This window comes from Streptomyces sp. rh34 (genome assembly GCF_002551245.1).
Lineage (GTDB): Bacteria > Actinomycetota > Actinomycetes > Streptomycetales > Streptomycetaceae > Streptomyces.
On record NZ_NTGZ01000420.1, the window covers coordinates 1 to 3720 of the forward strand.

General features: G+C 74.0%; 5 protein-coding genes. 3 read left to right on the forward strand and 2 right to left on the reverse strand.

The features are described 5' to 3' along the window. A partial coding sequence (locus CR470_RS36490) for an AAC(3) family N-acetyltransferase (protein ID WP_143663968.1) occupies positions 1–379 on the reverse strand: 379 nt, incomplete at its 3' end. A gap of 46 nt (positions 380–425) precedes the next feature. After that, positions 426–857 (reverse strand): CoA-binding protein, encoded by a 432-nt coding sequence (locus tag CR470_RS36495; protein ID WP_097871936.1) that lies wholly within the window; start codon positions 855–857, stop codon positions 426–428. Positions 858–931: 74 nt separating this feature from the next. Between CR470_RS36495 and CR470_RS36500 the strand changes: the two genes are divergently transcribed. The 3 genes from CR470_RS36500 to CR470_RS36510 form a co-directional block, all read left to right on the forward strand. Beyond that, positions 932–1558 carry a YigZ family protein gene (locus CR470_RS36500; RefSeq protein ID WP_097871937.1) on the forward strand — a complete coding sequence of 209 codons (627 nt, stop codon included), beginning with the start codon at positions 932–934 and terminating at the stop codon, positions 1556–1558. Positions 1559–1810: 252 nt separating this feature from the next. Beyond that, complete coding sequence (locus tag CR470_RS36505; protein ID WP_097871939.1) at positions 1811–2980, forward strand: exonuclease SbcCD subunit D; 1170 nt, start codon at positions 1811–1813, stop codon at positions 2978–2980. Continuing rightward, the coding region (locus CR470_RS36510; RefSeq protein WP_143663969.1) for an AAA family ATPase at positions 2977–3720 on the forward strand (744 nt) is incomplete at its 3' end. The genes CR470_RS36505 and CR470_RS36510, both read left to right, overlap by 4 nt.

Consider the following 3720-nt stretch of genomic DNA (forward strand, 5'->3'; position numbering starts at 1 on the left):
AGATGTGTATAAGAGACAGCGTCCGCACGGTCTCGGCCAGCACACCCATCGACGGCGCGGGGGTCAGCGACGGGTCGTACGGCTCCATCGACGCGCGCACGGCGTCGACGGCGCCCGCGTCCAGGCCACGTACCCGCGCGCGGTAGTGCGGGGAGGTGTCGGAGTTCTCCGGGGTGAAGGCGGGGACCACCAGGGTCCCCTCGGGCCCCACGGCCCGGCGCAGCGCGCCCAGCACCCCTCGCGCACCGCCCGCCACCGGTCCGAGCGACCGCAGCGAGGCGTGCACCAGGAGCACGGCGCCGGGCCGTACACCCAGCGCGGTCAGAGCGGCCGTCGTCCGGGCCCCGTCGAGCACGTCCCCATCGCGTACGTCGTCCACGGCGGGGATTCTTCCCGCCCCGGGGCGCCCCGCACACCCGGTCCGCTCAGGCGGGCCCGCCCAGCCGCGGGATCTCGATCGCCGGGCACCGGTCCATCACCATGTCCAGCCCCGCCGCACGCGTCCGCTCGAAGGCGCCCACGTCCACGACGCCGAGCTGGAACCACACCGCCTTCGCGCCCACCGCCGTCGCCTCGTCGGCGATCCCGCCCGCCACCACGCTGTTGACGAACACGTCCACCACGTCGACCGGGAAGGGGATGTCCGCGAGCGAGGCGTACCCCTGTTCCCCGTGCACCGTCTCGGCCTTCGGGTGCACCGGCACGACCCGCTTGCCGAACCGCCGAAGGACCTCCGCCACACCGAAGGCCGCCCGGGAACGGTTGCCGGACAGGCCCACCACCGCCCAGGTGTCGCCCGTGTCCTGGAGGATCCGCCTGATCGTCGCGGGGTCCGCGTACGTGTCGTCTGCGTTCATGCCGGGACAACCGAGGACCCCGCCCGCCCATTCCCCCCGGAAGCCGCCCTCCCGGCGGCGCATAGGGTGGACGGATGCAGGAGCAGTACCGGACCGTCGCCCGCGCGGGTGTGCACGAGAGCGAGATCAACCGATCCCGTTTCCTCTGCTCCCTCGCCCCCGCCGCCACCGAGCAGGAAGCGCAGGACTTCGTCGCCCGCGTCCGCAAGGAGCACCCGACCGCCTCCCACAACTGCTTCGCGTACGTGATCGGCGCCGAGGCCGCCGTGCAGAGGGCGAGCGACGACGGCGAACCCGGCGGTACCGCGGGTGTCCCGATGCTCCAGATGCTCATGCGGCGGGAGGTGCGCTACACCGCGGCGGTCGTCACCCGCTACTACGGCGGGGTCAAACTCGGCGCGGGCGGGCTGATCAGGGCGTACGGGGGAGTGGTCGGCGAAGCCCTCGACGCGCTCGGCACCCTCACCCGGCAGCGCTTCCGGCTCGCCACGATCCGGATCGACCACCAACGGGCCGGGAAGCTGGAGAACGACCTGCGGGCCACCGGGCGGGACATCCGCGAGGTGCGGTACGCCGAGGCCGTCACCCTCGGCATCGGGCTGCCGGACGCCGACGTCGAGGCGTTCACCGCCTGGCTGGCCGACGCGACTGCCGGGGCCGCCGTGCTGGAGCTGGGCGGCGAGGCGTACGGCGACGTGTGACCGGGCGACGGTGGTGTGAGGGCAATCCCACGGACGCCCCTGCATGATCGATGCGGGTTCGGCGGCCCGGCGGCGTTAGCGTGGTCGGTGCCGAGCGGGATCACGGGTTGCCGGTGTGCGGCCCACGGGGTGGAGGACGACGATGCAGGCAGGAACCGGCGGAGTGACGGTGCAGGCGGGGACCGGCGGAGTGACGATGCAGGCAGGGACCGGCGGAGTGATGGCGCCGGCCGGATCCGCTGGAGTGATGGCGTGAGGATCCTGCACACCTCGGACTGGCACCTGGGCCGGTCTTTCCACCGCGTCCCCCTCCTCGACGCCCAGGCCGCCTACCTCGACCATCTCGTGGCGACCGTCCGGGAGCGCGAGGTGGACGTCGTCCTCGTCGCGGGCGACGTCTACGACCGGGCCGTCCCGCCGCTCACCGCCGTCGAGCTGTTCGACCGGGCGCTGCACCGGCTCGCCGCCGCCGGCGTCCCCACCGTCATGATCTCCGGCAACCACGACTCGGCCCGCCGGCTCGGCGTCGGTGCCGGGCTCTTCGAACGGGCCGGGATCCACCTGCGGACCGACCCGGAGAACTGCGCCACCCCCGTCGTGCTCGCCGACGACCACGGCGGCGTGGCGTTCTACGGGCTGCCCTACCTGGAACCGGCCCTGGTCAAGGACACCCTCCGGGCCGCCAAGGCCGGCCATGAGGCGGTCCTCACCGCCGCCATGGACAAGGTCCGCGCCGACCTCGCCACCCGCCCCGGGGGCACCCGTTCCGTCGTCCTCGCGCACGCTTTCGTGGCGGGCGGGGAGCCCAGCGACAGCGAACGCGACATCACCGTCGGCGGGGTCGCGGCCGTCCCCGCCGGGGTCTTCGACGGCGTCGACTACGTGGCCCTCGGCCATCTCCACGGCTCCCAGCGGGTCACGAGCCGCGTCCGCTACTCCGGTTCGCCGCTCGCCTACTCCTTCTCCGAGGCCGACCACCGCAAGACCATGTGGCTCATCGACCTCGACGGCGACGGGGACATCGCGGCCGAGGAACGGATCGACTGCCCCGTCGAGCGGCCCCTGGCCCGGCTCCGCGGCCGGCTCGACACCCTCCTGGAGGACCCCGCCCTGGACCGCCACGAGCAGGCCTGGGTCGAGGCCACCCTCACCGACCCGGTGCGCCCCGCCGAACCCATGGCCCGCCTCGCCCGGCGCTTCCCGGGCACCCTCAGCCTCGTCTTCGATCCCGAGCGGCCGCCGGACGACCCGGAGGCGTCCTACGCCCAACGCCTCCAGGGCCGCGACGACCACCAGATCGCCGAGGACTTCGTCGCCCACGTCCGCGGCGGCAGCGGCCCCAGCGACCTCGAACGCACCGTGCTGCGCGCCGTGTTCGACGACGTCCGGGTGGACGAGACCGTGCGCGAGGTGTCCCGGTGAGACTGCACCGCCTGAGCATCACCGCCTTCGGCCCGTTCGGCGCCACCCAGGAAGTCGACTTCGACGCCCTCTCCTCCGCCGGCCTCTTCCTGCTCCACGGACCCACCGGCGCGGGGAAGACCTCCGTCCTGGACGCCGTCTGCTTCGCCCTGTACGGAGCCGTCCCCGGCGCCCGTCAGAGCCCCGGCGCCTCCCTGCGCAGCGACCACGCCCCACCGGACCTGCCCACCGAGGTCCAGCTGGAACTGACCGTCGGCGGCCGGCGCCTCGAAGTCACCCGCCGCCCCGCCCAGCCCCGCCCGAAGAAGCGCGGCGACGGATTCACCGTGGAGAAGGCGCAGAGCCGGCTGCGCGGTCACGATCCCGAGCGCGGCTGGCAGGCCCTCAGCACGTCGCACCAGGAGATCGGCGAGGAGCTGACCCAGCTCATCGGCATGAGCCGGGACCAGTTCTGCCAGGTGGTCCTGTTGCCGCAGGGCGACTTCGCCCGCTTCCTGCGCTCGGACGCCGAGGCCCGTGGCAAGCTCCTCGGCCGGCTCTTCGACACCCGCCGCTTCGCCGCCGTCGAGGAACGCCTCGCCGAACTGCGCCGGGGCGCCGAGGCCAGGGTCACCGCCGCCGACGAGCGGATCCTCGCCCTCGCCCAGCGCATCGCCCAGGCGGCCGGGCCCGTCGGGGCCGAGGCCACGCCGATCGCCGCCCGGCCCGGCGAACCGGGCCTCGCCGAAGCCGTTCTGGAG